At 67.8% G+C, this 12,510-nt stretch carries 13 protein-coding genes; 3 read left to right on the top strand and 10 right to left on the bottom strand.

Annotated elements, in window-relative coordinates:
• Window positions 1–37: 37 nt before the first annotated feature.
• A complete protein-coding gene (locus tag O7R11_RS13235) occupies window positions 38–502 on the bottom strand; it encodes a helix-turn-helix domain-containing protein (protein WP_337998003.1) in 465 nt (154 codons plus the stop codon).
• Window positions 503–685: 183 nt separating this feature from the next.
• On the opposite strand from O7R11_RS13235, the gene O7R11_RS13230 reads away from it, so the two are divergent.
• The gene (locus tag O7R11_RS13230) at window positions 686–943 is read left to right on the top strand and encodes a hypothetical protein (protein ID WP_337998002.1); all 258 of its coding nucleotides are present in this window, start codon (window positions 686–688) and stop codon (window positions 941–943) included.
• 193 nt (window positions 944–1,136) lie between these two features.
• Here O7R11_RS13230 and pheT read toward each other — a convergent pair whose 3' ends face one another.
• The 4 genes from pheT to rpmI all read right to left on the bottom strand — a co-directional run bounded on the left by pheT (window position 1,137) and on the right by rpmI (window position 5,307).
• Window positions 1,137–3,536 (bottom strand): phenylalanine--tRNA ligase subunit beta, encoded by a 2,400-nt coding sequence (gene pheT, locus O7R11_RS13225; protein WP_337998001.1) that lies wholly within the window; start codon window positions 3,534–3,536, stop codon window positions 1,137–1,139.
• A complete protein-coding gene (gene pheS / locus O7R11_RS13220; protein ID WP_337998000.1) occupies window positions 3,533–4,609 on the bottom strand; it encodes a phenylalanine--tRNA ligase subunit alpha in 1,077 nt (358 codons plus the stop codon). The genes pheT and pheS overlap by 4 nt, the downstream gene beginning before the upstream one ends.
• Before the next feature lie 108 nt (window positions 4,610–4,717).
• On the bottom strand, window positions 4,718–5,083 hold the full coding sequence (gene rplT / locus O7R11_RS13215; RefSeq protein ID WP_337997999.1) for a 50S ribosomal protein L20: 366 nt from the start codon (window positions 5,081–5,083) through the stop codon (window positions 4,718–4,720).
• A 26-nt stretch (window positions 5,084–5,109) separates the two neighbouring features.
• Complete coding sequence (rpmI, locus tag O7R11_RS13210) at window positions 5,110–5,307, bottom strand: 50S ribosomal protein L35 (RefSeq protein WP_337997998.1); 198 nt, start codon at window positions 5,305–5,307, stop codon at window positions 5,110–5,112.
• Window positions 5,308–5,559: 252 nt separating this feature from the next.
• On the opposite strand from rpmI, the gene O7R11_RS13205 reads away from it, so the two are divergent.
• Entirely contained in the window at window positions 5,560–6,444 is an 885-nt protein-coding gene (locus O7R11_RS13205) for a hypothetical protein (RefSeq protein WP_337997997.1), read from the top strand.
• Window positions 6,445–6,532: 88 nt separating this feature from the next.
• Window positions 6,533–7,165: a glutathione S-transferase family protein gene (locus O7R11_RS13200; RefSeq protein ID WP_337997996.1), complete on the top strand. Its 633-nt coding sequence runs from the start codon at window positions 6,533–6,535 to the stop codon at window positions 7,163–7,165.
• 1 nt (window position 7,166) lies between these two features.
• On the opposite strand, the gene O7R11_RS13195 is transcribed toward O7R11_RS13200, so the two are convergent.
• The 5 genes from O7R11_RS13195 to O7R11_RS13175 form a co-directional block, all read right to left on the bottom strand.
• The gene (locus O7R11_RS13195; RefSeq protein WP_337997995.1) at window positions 7,167–7,550 is read right to left on the bottom strand and encodes a hypothetical protein; all 384 of its coding nucleotides are present in this window, start codon (window positions 7,548–7,550) and stop codon (window positions 7,167–7,169) included.
• 70 nt (window positions 7,551–7,620) lie between these two features.
• Window positions 7,621–8,157, bottom strand: a complete 537-nt coding sequence (gene infC / locus O7R11_RS13190) for a translation initiation factor IF-3 (RefSeq protein ID WP_337998091.1) — start codon at window positions 8,155–8,157, stop codon at window positions 7,621–7,623.
• Between the two features lie 154 nt (window positions 8,158–8,311).
• Window positions 8,312–10,231 carry a threonine--tRNA ligase gene (thrS, locus tag O7R11_RS13185; protein WP_337998090.1) on the bottom strand — a complete coding sequence of 640 codons (1,920 nt, stop codon included), beginning with the start codon at window positions 10,229–10,231 and terminating at the stop codon, window positions 8,312–8,314.
• Between the two features lie 69 nt (window positions 10,232–10,300).
• Window positions 10,301–11,278, bottom strand: a complete 978-nt coding sequence (locus O7R11_RS13180) for a glycosyltransferase family 9 protein (RefSeq protein ID WP_337997994.1) — start codon at window positions 11,276–11,278, stop codon at window positions 10,301–10,303.
• Window positions 11,275–12,411: a glycosyltransferase family 4 protein gene (locus tag O7R11_RS13175; RefSeq protein WP_337997993.1), complete on the bottom strand. Its 1,137-nt coding sequence runs from the start codon at window positions 12,409–12,411 to the stop codon at window positions 11,275–11,277. Before O7R11_RS13175 ends, O7R11_RS13180 begins: the two co-directional genes overlap by 4 nt.
• Window positions 12,412–12,510 lie beyond the last annotated feature (99 nt).

The following is a 12,510-nucleotide window of genomic DNA, read 5'->3' as shown; positions in this document are numbered from 1 at the left end:
GAAACCCGCCGCAAGGCAACGGATTGCGTCGCCCCGCCTATTTTGCCGCGGGCTTCGCGGCGGGCTTGGCCGCCGCGGACTTGGCCGCCGGTTTCGCCGCAGGCTTGGCCGCCGCGGGAGCGGGCGCGGGCGCGGGTTTGGCCGCGACCGGCGCGGCAGGAACCGGCGCAGGCGGAGGCGGAGGCGCGGCAGGCTGCTCCACCGGCTTTTCTGCCTTCTTCTCCGCCTTCTCGGACTTGGCGGGCTTTTCCGGCTTCTTCGGCTTTTCCGCCTTCTTCTTGTCGTCGGCGGGCTCCGGCCCGAGGTAGTCCGTCACCCCGTGCGCCAGCGCCCAGCAGGCGAGCCGCACCGTCTTCGGCACCTTCACCGCCTCGCCGTCGCGCTCGCCCTTTTCGTAATACTGAAAAATCCGGCGCTTCAGCCCCAATGCTTCTGCCGCCTCTTTCTGCGACAGGCCGAGATTCTTGCGCCAGGCCTTCAACTGCTTCGCATCCATTTTCATGCCGTCTCCTCTATATTTCCGGCCCCCGGACCAGACAAATCGTCCAGATGTCCACCATACGCACCTTGTGCGCATTTTGCACTTGAAAAACGCACAGAGTGCGCATATTTAATAATTCAGGAAACACCAGGACGGGCACCCGGACAAATATTCCGGATGTCCAAAGGCAGGGAGGACCCGGCCATGATGACGATGGGACAGAACCGTATCTACGTTTGCGGACGCAACGCCTACGACAACGAGCTCGCGATGTACCGACACGAGGGCGTCGCCTGCCATCGCGTGTGCGACAGCGCGCCCACCTTCGACACACGGCCGCGCTTCGCCTACCGCATCAGCCAGGGCGGCCGAGTGCGCTGGGCCACCGACCCGGTGGACGCCTACCGCGCCCGCCGCACCAATCCCGAAGCCACCATCGACGTGGTGGCGGTGAAGCGGTAACGCGAGGGGAAAACCAGGCCAGGGGCTCTGCCCCCGGACCTCGCTGGGGACTCCGTCCCCAGGCCTCATGACCTGTTTTTGCACGAAGCGCCATAAGCCTGCGACGGTTGCCACAGGCTGCTCATCTGCCGCTTCGCGGCGAAAAACTAAGGGGAGGCGCGGAGGGACCGAGTCCCTCCGCAACGTTTTTGTTCTACGCCCGCAGCACGCCGCCGGTGGCTTTTTCCACTGCGGCGACGATGGTTTTCGCCGCCGCCTCGATTTCCTCGTCCTTGAGGGTGCGGTCCATCGCCTGCAGGGTGACGGCGAGCGCCACGGACTTCCTGCCCGCGCCGAGGGCGGGACCGGCGAACACGTCGAACACCGAGACCGACTGCACCAGGGCCTTGTCCGCGCCGGTGACGGCGCGGATCAGGCGCTCCGCCTCGACGGCTTCATCGACGACGAAGGCGAAGTCGCGGTCCACCGCCGGATAGGGCGAGACCTTGAGCAGCGGGCGGGTGCGGTTGGCCTTCTTCTTCGGCGCGGGGATGGCGTCGAGGTAGACCTCGAAGCCGACGGCGCGGCCCTTGAGGCCGAGCTTCTTGACCACGCCGGGATGCAGCGCGCCGAAGGCGGCGAGCACGGTGCGGCCGAGCTTGATGGTGCCGGACTGGCCGGGGTGGTACCAGGCGGGGGCGTCGCGGTGGACCTGCGCGTTGGCGGTGGGCGCGCCCGCGGCCTCCAGCGCGGCGAAGGCGTCGGCCTTGGCGTCGAAGGCATCCGCCGCACGCGGCGGCGCGCCCCAGTGGCGCGGCCCGGTCTTGCCGGTGCGCACCCCGGCGGCGGCGAGGCGCTGCTGCCCCGGCTCCGGCCCGTCGAACTGCGGCCCGATCTCGAACAGCGCGGCATCCGCGATGCCGCGGGCGGCGTTGCGGGCGGCGGCGGAGACGAGGTTGGGCAGCACCGAGGGGCGCATCACGTCGAGTTCCGAGGAGATCGGGTTATCGACCTTGAGCATCGGGTCCGACCAGCCGAAGGCCCCGGCGACGCGGCTGTCCATGAACGAGAAGGTCACCGCCTCGGTGAGGCCGCGCGCGGCGAGCGCGCGGCGCATCCAGCCGCGGCGGCGCTGCGCATCGGTGAGCACCACCTTGGGCATCGGGTCGCGCGGCATCGGCGCCGCGGGCACGTTGTCGTAGCCGACGACGCGCAGCACCTCTTCCACCAGATCGTGCTCGGCGGCGATGTCGCCGCGCCAGGTGGGCGGGGTGACCGTCAGCGCCGCGCCGTCCACCGCGACGGCGCAGCCGAGGCGGGCGAGCACGTCGGCCATCTCGGCGGCGGGGACGTCGAGGCCGCCCAGGGTCTTCACCCGTTCGGGGCGGAAGGCGATGGCCGCGCGCGGACCGGGAACCGCGCCCGCGACCACCGGATGCGAGGCCGTGCCGCCGCAGAATTCGAGGATCAGCGCGGTGGCGAGTTCCGCGCCGTCCGCCACCGAGGCCGGGTCCACGCCGCGCTCGAAGCGGTAGCGCGCGTCGGAATCGATTTGCAGGGTGCGGCCCGCGTGCGCCACGCGCAGCGGGTCGAAGAGGGCGGACTCGACGAAGACGTTGACGGTGTCTTCGGTGCAGCCGGTGGGCTCGCCGCCCATCACGCCCGCGATGCTCTGCGCGCCCGCGGCGTCGCAGATCACCACCATGCCCGCTTCCATCTCGTAGGTGCGGCCGTCAAGCGCGGCGACGGTTTCGCCCTTTTCGGCGAGGCGCACGGTGAGCGCGCCGCCCGCGATCTTGTCCGCGTCGAACACGTGCAGGGGGCGGGCGCGGGAGAGCGAAACGTAGTTGGTGATATCCACCAGTGCCGAGATCGGGCGCAGGCCGACGGCGGTGAGGCGGTCCTGCAACCACTGCGGGCTGGGGCGGTTCTTCACGCCGCGGATGAAGCGGCCGACGAACATCGGGCAGGCCCCTTCCTCCCCCTTGGGGAAGTCGAGGGCGACGGAAACCGGGCTGTCGAAGCTGCCCTGCACCACGGGCACCGGCGCATCCTTGAACGCGCCCAGGCCCTTCGCCGCGAGGTCGCGGGCAACGCCGCGCACACCGAGGCAGTCGGCGCGGTTGGGGGTGATCGACAGGTCGATCACCGGGTCGAGGGCGAGCACCTCGGCCACCGGGGTTCCGGCGGGGGCATCGGTCTCCAGCTCGACGATGCCCGCGTGGTCCTCGCCGAGGCCGAGTTCGCGGAAGGAGCACATCATCCCCTGGCTTTCGATGCCGCGGATCTTGCCGGTCTTCAGCACATCGCCGGTGGCCGGGATGCGGGTGCCGACGCGGGCGAGAATGCCCTTCATCCCCGCGTGCGCGTTGGGTGCGCCGCAGACGATCTGCAACGTCTCGCTGCCGGTGTTCACCGAGAGCAGGTGCAGGTGGTCGGAATCCGGATGATCGACGCAGGTGACCACGTCGGCGACGATGAAGTCGGCAAGCGCCGCGGCGGGGTCCTCGATGCCCTCGACCTCGAGGCCGAGCGCGGTCATCGCGTCGGCGAGTTCGGCGAGCGGCAGGTCGGTCTCCAGGTAGTCCCGGAGCCAGGAAAGGGTGAATTTCATCGGCTGAGTCCTCCGGTCACGGTCGGCAGGTCCAAGGGCACGAAGCCGTAGTGTTTCAGCCAACGCAAATCCGCATCGAAGAAGGTGCGCAGGTCGGGAATGCCGTACTTCAGCATGGCGATGCGCTCGATCCCCATGCCGAAGGCGAAGCCCTGGTAGACCGCCGGGTCGAGGCCGCAGGCGATGAGCACGTTGGGGTGCACCATGCCGCAGCCGAGGATTTCCAGCCAGCCGTCGCCCGCGCCGATGGTGAGTTCGCCGCCCTTGCGGGAGCAGCCGATATCCACCTCCGCCGAGGGCTCGGTGAAGGGGAAGAACGACGGGCGGAAGCGCACCGGCACCTCGGAGACCTCGAAGAAGGTCTCGACGAATTCGATCAGGCAACCCTTGAGGTGGCCGAAGTGGGTGCTCCTGTCGATGACCAGGCCCTCGATCTGATGGAACATCGGGGTGTGGGTCATGTCGGAGTCGCAGCGGTAGGTCCGCCCCGGCGCGACGATGCGGATCGGCGGCGCCTGCTCCTGCATGGTGCGGATCTGCACCGGCGAGGTATGGGTGCGCAGCAGGTGGCGCGTGCCGTCGGCATGCGGCGGCAGATAGAAGGTGTCGTGCATCTGGCGCGCCGGATGCTCCGGCGGGATGTTGAGGGCGGTGAAGTTGTGGAAGTCGTCCTCGATCTCCGGACCCTCGGCGACGGCGAAGCCCATCTGCGCGAAGATGGCGATCACCTCGTCCATGGTCTGGCTGATCGGGTGGATCGTCCCCACGCCGTCGGGCCGCGGCGGCAGGGTGACGTCGATGCCCTCCTGCGCCAGGCGGGCGTCGAGCGCCGCGTCTTCGAGGTCCGTCTTGCGTGCCTCGATGGCGGCGGCCACCTCGTCCTTGACCACGTTCAAGGCCTGGCCGCGCATCCGCCGCGCCTCGGGGTCGAGTCCGCCCAGTTCCTTCATCAGGCCGGTGAGGCGGCCCTTCTTGCCCAGTGCGCCGACGCGCACCTCGTCCAGATCGGCGAGGCTCCCCGCCGCGCCGACCGCGGCCAGAACCTCGTCCCGCAAACTCGCCAGAGTGTCCATCGTCCTTCAAACCTCGCGCGGTTTTTCCCAAGCAAAAGAGGGCCGTTCCGGGGGAACGGCCCTCAGCCTAACGGTTTTTCCGAACAGATGGCGAAGCCCGAAGGGGCCTCAGGCCGCCTGTTCCAAAGCCGCCTTGGCCTGGCCGACCAAGGCAGCAAACGCTTCCGGCTCGCGCACCGCGAGGTCGGCGAGGACCTTGCGGTCGAGCGCGATCCCGGCCTTGTTCAGGCCGTCGATGAAGCGCGAATAGATCAAGCCGTGCTCCCGCACCCCCGCGTTGATGCGCTGGATCCACAACGCGCGGAAGTTCCGCTTCTTCGCCCGGCGGTCGCGGTAGGCGTATTGCAGCCCCTTCTCGACCTTCTCGATGGCGACGCGGAAGCAGGTGGAATTGCGGCCCTGATAGCCCTTGGCGAGCTTCAGAACCTTCTTGTGGCGGGCGTGCGTGGTGACGCCGCGTTTAACTCGAGCCATGTCTTAAGTCTCCCGATCCGGTTCAATCACGCATACGGCATGAATTTCTTGACGATGATCGCGTCGGCGTCGCACAGAACGAACGAGCCGCGCGCCTGCCGCTTCATCTGCTGCGGGCGCTTGGAGAGACCATGGCGTTTGTAGGCCACGTTGGCCTTGATCTTGCCGGTGCCGGTCACGCTGAACCGCTTTTTCACCGCGCTCTTGGTTTTCATCTTGGGCATTTCAACGTCCTTAGTTGGGTGTTGGCTTCGGCGTGCGGGCATGCCCTGCCGCTTCTCGCGGCGCGCCCGTTCCGCCCTTGATCCCGGGACATCGCCCAGGAAGGGAGGTTTCCTAGCGGAAATAGGGCGAAAATGCAAGAGGACTCGTACGCCAGTTTCTGCGCCGCCGCCACGTTTCTTGCTGGAAAAGCGAAGGTTGCCGCCTGTTCCTCGCACTCGATACCGGCCCGCCACAGGCAGGAGGAAAATCCCGTGAAGACAATCTACCTACACATCGGCTCCCCCAAAACCGGGACCACGACCCTGCAAGCCGTCTTGCAAAGCAGGTGCCCCACGGCCGTAACCCCGGACACATTCCGGAAGACGCATTTCTTTAAAGAGTTCGACCACCATGTTTTCTTCCTGCCGCACAAGCGGCGGGACTTCACCCCCGAGTTCATCGCCGACTTTCTCCAGGAAGACAGCGACGCTCCGCTGATCGTTTCGGAGGAGCTTCTGTCGGTTCCGCCGCTTCATAACAGAGCGTTCTTCCCGGGAATGCCCCATACCGCCACCTTGATCCAAGGCCTGCGCCGTCATGGATACGAGGTCAAAGTCTTGTTCATCGTGCGGCACCTCTTGCCGTTCTTGGAATCGTGGTACCTGCAAAGCGTCGGCACGGGACATTGCGCCGACGACTTCTGCACCTTCATCGAGCAATGGGTGCACAATCCGATCAATTGGTCCGGAGTCGTCGAACGTCTGCTCGAAACAGGCGCCGAGACGACCATTCTCCCCTACGAAATGCTCCGTGCGGATACGGATGCCTTCGTCGCGCGGCTGAACCTGTTTTTCGACGGTCACGTCGCCTTCCGGCGCGAGGACTTTTCCTCGTTCCAAAACAAGACGATCAATACCGACGTCTACAAGGTCATGCGGGCCGTCTCCACGATCAGCGACAAGCGCCTGGCCACCGCCGTGGGCAACATCCTCCGCGAGCACCTCATGGAGGACTCCCCGCAGGTGCGGCCTCACGAGGGCAGCCATGCCGCCCTTTCGCCGATCTTCAGGGAAGCCCTGACATCCCTGCTCTTCTCTGCGGATTCGGCCTTTGCCGTCCGCCATCTGCCGCAGGAGCTATGGAAATACTGGATGTAGAACCGGCGTCGTCCGCATTGCCGCTGCGCGCGGCCTCACGTAGTCTGGCGAACGGGGGAACGGCCACAGCAGCGCAAAGGATGCCGCCATGAAGCTCTACGACTCCCACACCTCGCCCAACCCCCGCCGCGTGCGCATCTTCCTGGCGGAAAAGGGCATCGCGGTCGAAAAGATCGCCGTCAATCTTGCCGAGCGGGAGCAGCTCACCCCGGCCTACCGCGCGATCAACTCGCGCTGCGTGGTGCCGACCCTGGTGCTCGACGACGGCACCGCCCTCGGCGAAGTTCCGGCGATCTGCCGCTATATCGAGGAAACCCACCCCGAGCCGCCGCTCTTCGGCCGCACGCCGCTGGAACGCGCGGTGGCCGCCATGTGGGAGCGCCGCGTGGAGCTGGAAGGGCTGTTCCCCGGCATGGAGCTTCTGCGCAACGCCAACCCGGCGTTGAAGGACCGCGCCATCACCGGGCCGCGCAACTATGCGCAGATTGCGGAACTGGCGGAGCGCGCCCGCGCCCGCCTCTCGGATTTCTTCGCCGATCTGGACGCGCGCCTCGCCGAGACGCGGTTCGTCGCCGGAGAGAGCTTCAGCTTCGCCGACATCACCGCGGTGGTGGCCATCGACTTCGCGGCGAAGCGCTCCGGCATCGCCATGCCCGAGGGCCTGCCGGCGCTGGCGCGCTGGTACGCCGCGGTCTCGTCGCGCCCCAGCATGAGCGCCTGACTCACATCCCCTTGAGCAGGCGGTCCACCTCCTCCTGGGAGAGACCCTTGCTCGCGGCGGCGGGCTGCACGTCCTTCTCGGCGCTGGTGGCCTGCGCTTTGGCGAAGTCCACGGCGCCCGGAACCTTGATGATCGTCTTGGTCTGCAGGTGTTCGAGCAGGCGTTCGACCTTGCGCAGCTTCTGGCCGGTGAGATCCTGGAAGGCGCAAGCCTCCATGATGCCTTCCAGCTTGAGGAAGGCATCCTTGTCGGCACGGTCCATCAACAGCTCGACCAGACCGAGAATGCGGTTGACGCCCTTCTCGGTATCGGCGATCGCCGATTCGATCTGTTTGACCGCGGCGCCGAGAGCGGCGACGACGCGCGGGTCAGAGACATCTGCCATGGCAACCTCGATCCCCGCACCGCCCGAAAGCCGATCCGGACGGGGCGGGGCATGCTCCCCTTCCCCCGGATCAGCGCGGCGCGATCACCATGATCATCTGCCGCCCTTCCATCCTCGGGTACTGCTCGACCTTGGCCAGATCGGCAACCTCGTCGCGGATGCGGTCGAGCACCTTGACGCCGAGTTCCTGGTGCGCCAGTTCGCGCCCGCGGAAGCGAAGCGTGACCTTGACCTTGTCGCCCTCCTCGAGGAAGCGGCGGACGCTGCGCATCTTGATGTTGTAGTCGTTGTCATCGATGTTCGGGCGGACCTTGATCTCCTTGATCTCGATGACTTTTTGCTTCTTTTTCGCTTCCGCCCGCTTCTTCTGGATTTCGTACTTGAACTTGCCGTAATCGAGAATCTTGCAAACCGGCGGTTCCGCGTTCGGCGAGATTTCGACCAGGTCCAGTCCGGCCGCGAAGGCGCGGTTGAGCGCCTCATCGCGGCTCACGACCCCGACCTGTTCCCCTTCTGCGTCGATCAAGCGGATGGATTGTGCGGTGATTTCTTCGTTGACGCGCGGTCCCTCCCGGGACGGTGCGGCGCCTGCTGGTGCCCTGGCTATGAATCGCCTCCCTTCTGGTTTACCCGAAGGCCGCGCCCGGCGGGCGAAGCCTTCCCCTCATGCTGCGGCGCGCGGGCCACAACACCACGCCGCCCCGGGCCATGGCCCCAGGCGCCGCATCCTGTCTGCAAGGTCCGATTGCGCTCCGGACGGCTCACGCGCCGGCCGGAGGCGCCGCCTCCGCCCTGAGTTTAGCTTGCGCCTCATCGAGCGCAAGGACTTCTTGCGCCTCGGAACCCAGGCGGCGCAAGGCGACGGTGCGGTTTTCCGCCTCGCGGCGGCCGACCACGACGATGACCGGAACCTTGGCGAGCGAGTGTTCGCGCACCTTCAGGTTGATCTTCTCGTTGCGCAAGTCGGTTTCGACCCGCAGGCCCGCCGCCTTGAGCGCGTCGCGCACCTCGCAGGCGTAGGCGTCGGCGTCGGAGACGATCGGCGCGATCACCGCCTGCACCGGCGCAAGCCACAGCGGCAGCTTGCCCGCGTAGTGCTCGATGAGGATGCCGGTGAAGCGCTCGAGCGAGCCGAACAGCGCGCGGTGCAGCATCACCGGCATGTGCTTCTCGCCGTCCTCGCCCACATAGGTCGCGCCGAAGCGGCCCGGCAGGTTCAAATCCACCTGCAGGGTGCCGCACTGCCAGTCGCGGCCGATCGCATCCTTCAGCACGAATTCCAGCTTCGGCCCGTAGAACGCGCCTTCGCCGGGGTTGAGCGTGTAGGGGAAGCCCATGTGCTCGAGCGCGCCCTTGAGAGCCCCTTCCAGGATGTCCCAGGTGGCGTCGTCGCCGATGCGCTTTTCCGGCCGGTCGGAGAACTTGATCGACACGTTCTCGAAGCCGAAGTCCTTGTAGATGTCGAGGATGAGGCGCACCACGGTGCGGCACTCCGCCTCCATCTGCTCCGGCGTGCAGAAGATGTGGGCGTCGTCCTGGGTGAAGGCGCGCACCCGCATCAGCCCGTGCAGCGCGCCCGAGGGCTCGTAGCGGTGCACCTTGCCGAACTCGGCGATGCGGCGCGGCAGGTCGCGGTAGCTGGTGATGCCCTGCTTGTAGACGAGGATGCCGCCGGGACAGTTCATCGGCTTGATGCAGTAGGTGCGGCCGTCCTCGGTCTCGGTGGTGTACATGTGCTCGCGGAAGGTCGCCCAGTGGCCCGAGGTCTCCCACAGGCTGCGGTCCATCACCTCGGGGGTGGAGATCTCCACATAGCCCGCCGCATCCTGGCGGCGGCGCATGTAGGCGATGAGGTTCTGGAACAGCGTCCAGCCCTTGGGATGCCAGAACACCGCGCCCGGCGCCTCCTCCTGGAAGTGGAAGAGGTCCATCTCCCGGCCGAGACGGCGGTGATCGCGCCTCTCCGCCTCCTCCAGCATCGTCAGGTGCGCCGCCAGGTCCTTCGCCGAGGCCCAGGCGGTGCCGTAGATGCGCTGCAGCATCGCGTTGTCGGAGTTGCCGCGCCAATAGGCGCCCGCCACCTTCATCAGCTTGAAGGCGGTGCCGAGCTTGCCGGTGGAGGGCAGGTGCGGGCCGCGGCAGAGGTCGATGAACGCGCCCTGGCGGTAGAGGGTGATCGTCTCGCCTTGCGGCAGGTCGCGGATGATCTCCGCCTTGTAGGCCTCGCCCATCTTTTCGAAGAAGGCGACCGCCTTGTCGCGGTCCCACACCTCGCGCACGATCGCCTCGTCGCGCGCCACGATGTCGCGCATCCGCTCCTCGATATGAGCGAGGTCGTCGAGGGAGAACGGCGTCTCGCGGGCGAAGTCGTAGTAGAAGCCGTTCTCGATCGCCGGGCCGATGGTGACCTGGGTGTCGGGGTAGAGCTCCTTCACCGCCTCGGCCATCACGTGCGCCGCGTCGTGGCGCAGCAGCTCGAGCCCCTCGGCGTCCTTCGCGGTGACGATGGCGACCCCGGCGTCCGCGGTCAAAGTTCGGGTGAGGTCCAGAAGCGCGCCGTCCACCCGCATCGCGAGGGCAGCCTTGGCCAGGCCCGCGCCGATGTCGCGGGCGATATCCAAGCCCGTCACCGGGCCGCCGTAGGACCGGACCGAACCGTCCGGGAGCGTGATCGCAACCATCATCTATCCTTCGTTACCCACCAGGGTCCTTTCGAAACCCCATGAAATGCGCACCCGCCCCCGGTCCTGTCAACCGTCGTGATCGGGGAGATCCGCCGATTCCGCCAATTCCGCCAATTCCGCCCAAACTTCCTCCGCCGCGAGGGCGGAAAGCGCCTCGCGCCGCAGGATCCTCACCTTCGGCCCGCGCTGGGCGCAGAGCGCCGGGTCCGAGTCCTTCGCATAGAGCACCACGCAGGGGCAGCCCACCGCCGCGAGCAGATGCATCGGCCCGGTGTCGTTGCCCACCGCCGCCGCAGCAGCCCGCCCGAGGGAGGCGATCTCGGCGAAGCCGGTGCGCCCGATCAGGCTTACCGCCCCCGGCGCGGCGGCGGTCACCGCCGCGATCTCGCGTTCCTCCGCCCGGGTGCCGAGCAGCACCGGCGTCACCCCCGCATCCAGCAGGCGGCGCGCCAGTTCGCCGTAACGCTCCGCGGGCCAGCGCTTGCCCGGACGGTGCGCCGCGCCGCCGGGCGCGAGCAGCACGAAGCGCCCCGCAGGCGCAAGGCCGGAAACCTCGGCGGCAAGCCAGGAAAGATCGGACGGCGGCGCATCGGCGATGCCCGCCATGCGCAGCTGCTCGGCCTGGCGCTCGACGGTGTGCATGCGGTCGCGGTCCGGGTTGGCGTGGGGGTGCGAACACCCCGCGGCGATCCCCGACCATTCCACGCTGCGCCGCCCCCACGGGCAGAGGCCGCGCATCAGGCGGAAATAGCCGGACGAACGGTCCGAAGTCTGCAAATCGTAGACGCGGAAAAAGCCGCCGCCGCGCAGCCGCCGCCGAAGATCGAGCCAGCCGCCCACCTGATGCGCCCTGGGGCGGCGGTCGATCCACACCGCATCGACGTCCGGACACGCTTCATAGAGCGCGGCATAGGGCCGGGTGGTGAGAACCGTGATCGCCGCATCCGGATGGTGGCGGCGAATCGCCGCAAGCGGCCCGAAGGACTGCACCACGTCGCCGAGTGCCCCGAGCTTGATCACCAGGATGCGCGGCCCGCCGGTCATCGCGGCGGTTCGTCCGCGCCCTGCAACAGTTCGGCATAGACGTCCAGCGTCTTGTCGCACATCAGTTGCCGGGCATAGGTGCCGCGCGCCTGCGCCTGGCACGCCGCGGCCATGCGGGCGCGCTCCTTCGAGCCCACCGCCAGCGCCGTGGCGATCGCCTCGGCCAGCTCGGCCGGGTCGCCGGGCGCGACCAGCCAGCCGGTTTCTCCCGGCGTCACCGTCTCCAGCGCGCCGCCGTGGCGGGTGGCGATCACCGGGCGGCCCATCGCCTGCGCCTCGACGATGACGCGGCCGAACGCCTCCGGATCGGTGGAGGCGGAGATCACGTAGTCGGTGAGCAGATACGCCGCCGCCATGTCGTGGCAGCCGTTGACGATGTGCACCACGCCCTGCAGGCCCTTGTCGGCGATGGCGCGCTCGAGCGAGGCGCGATAGGCCGAGCGCCCCTGGTCGGAGCCGACCAGGAGGCAGCGGATGTCCTGCCGCCCCAGGCGCGCCAGCGCCTCGATCACCACGTGCTGCCCCTTCCAACGGGTCAGCCGCCCGGGCAGCATCACCACCGGCACGTCCTCCGGCAGACGCCACTCGGTGGCAAGCTTGATCATCCGCTCGGGACTGACGCGGGCGGGATCGAAGCGGTCGAGATCCACGCCGCGCGGAATCACCCGGATGCGCTCCGGCGACGTCTTATAGAATTCCTGAACGTGGCGGGCGATGAACTGCGAGATCGCGATCACCCGGTCGCCCGAGGCCATCACCGCATTGTACAGCCCCTTGATGCCGAACGGCCCGCGGTTGTAGGTGCCGTGGAAGGTGGTGACGAAGGGCACGCCGCAGCGCCGCGCCGCGGCGCGGGCGCTCCACGCCGGGGCGCGGGAGCGCGCATGCACCAGCTTCACGTCGTAACGGCGGATCACATGCTCCAGCGCCGCGACGTTGCGCCACATCACCAGGGGGTTCTTCGACTGCACCGGCAGGCGCACGTGCACCGCGTCCATGCGCTCGAGTTCGCGCTCGAGCGCGCCTCCGGCGGACACCACCACCGGCAACGCGCCCGCATCGCGCAGGGCCTCGGCGATCTCGATGGCGCCGCGCTCGACGCCGCCGGTCTCCAGACGGGGAAGAACCTGCAAAACCGCCGGAGCGCCTTGGCCCCTTTCGCTCCGGCTGCTAGATTTAGACTCGCTGGACACTGCCGAGCCTTCCTTGATCTTGAACCAAACGGATAAAAC

This window comes from Oleispirillum naphthae, from assembly GCA_027864655.1.
Taxonomy (GTDB): Bacteria; Pseudomonadota; Alphaproteobacteria; order Rhodospirillales; family Rhodospirillaceae; genus Oleispirillum; species Oleispirillum naphthae.
This window is presented reverse-complemented; position numbering and strand designations above follow the sequence as displayed.

Coding starts and splice junctions, on each gene's coding strand:
- O7R11_RS13235 (WP_337998003.1), bottom strand. CDS start 502: ATGAAAATGGATGCGAAGCAGTTGAAGGCCTGGCGCAAGAATCTCGGC.
- O7R11_RS13230 (WP_337998002.1), top strand. CDS start 686: ATGATGACGATGGGACAGAACCGTATCTACGTTTGCGGACGCAACGCC.
- pheT (WP_337998001.1), bottom strand. CDS start 3,536: ATGAAATTCACCCTTTCCTGGCTCCGGGACTACCTGGAGACCGACCTG.
- pheS (WP_337998000.1), bottom strand. CDS start 4,609: ATGGACACTCTGGCGAGTTTGCGGGACGAGGTTCTGGCCGCGGTCGGC.
- rplT (WP_337997999.1), bottom strand. CDS start 5,083: ATGGCTCGAGTTAAACGCGGCGTCACCACGCACGCCCGCCACAAGAAG.
- rpmI (WP_337997998.1), bottom strand. CDS start 5,307: ATGCCCAAGATGAAAACCAAGAGCGCGGTGAAAAAGCGGTTCAGCGTG.
- O7R11_RS13200 (WP_337997996.1), top strand. CDS start 6,533: ATGAAGCTCTACGACTCCCACACCTCGCCCAACCCCCGCCGCGTGCGC.
- O7R11_RS13195 (WP_337997995.1), bottom strand. CDS start 7,550: ATGGCAGATGTCTCTGACCCGCGCGTCGTCGCCGCTCTCGGCGCCGCG.
- thrS (WP_337998090.1), bottom strand. CDS start 10,231: ATGGTTGCGATCACGCTCCCGGACGGTTCGGTCCGGTCCTACGGCGGC.
- O7R11_RS13180 (WP_337997994.1), bottom strand. CDS start 11,278: ATGACCGGCGGGCCGCGCATCCTGGTGATCAAGCTCGGGGCACTCGGC.